The 479-nt window shown below is 57.0% G+C and carries 1 protein-coding gene; it reads right to left on the reverse strand.

What is annotated here, in order from left to right:
* Positions 1–96: 96 nt before the first annotated feature.
* On the reverse strand, positions 97–435 hold the full coding sequence (locus tag LNV07_RS25405; RefSeq protein ID WP_263574004.1) for a hypothetical protein: 339 nt from the start codon (positions 433–435) through the stop codon (positions 97–99).
* Positions 436–479: the final 44 nt, after the last annotated feature.

Consider the following 479-nt stretch of genomic DNA (forward strand, 5'->3'; position numbering starts at 1 on the left):
CGAAGTTGAGCCGCGAGCGGCGGCTGGGCGCGGAAGGCCCAGAATGAAATGGGGGCCTGTAGAGACCAGCCGTTGCGAGTCGGCTCGAACGACCGGTTAGACCGCACCCAGCCTCCGCTTCGCACGGTTTTCAAAGGCCGTGTTGATAAGTTTGCTTTGGAGCTTGTCGGAGGCTTCGAAGAGGAAGATCACCTCACCGTCATCTGACACTGTATTGGCACCAGGCTCTGACTTCTCAAGGAACACGATCTCAAGCGTGTTCGGATCTCCGTCCGATTTGAAGTTCGCGATCGGAACTGAAATTCCCATCCGAGCGTTGACCAGGGTCTCTGCCATCAGCTTTGGCAGCAGCTTCGCAATTTCTTGCGCTGTGGGCTCCGCCGCGATTGTCGAGAGAGGAATTGCGGCGATTGCAAGAGCCAGAACTATGCGCATGATCTTCCTTGGTTGTGCGGTCTAACGTTCGAGCTGAGGTGCGG

The organism is Roseateles oligotrophus (assembly GCF_025717515.1).
GTDB lineage: Bacteria > Pseudomonadota > Gammaproteobacteria > Burkholderiales > Burkholderiaceae_C > Paucibacter_A > Paucibacter_A oligotrophus.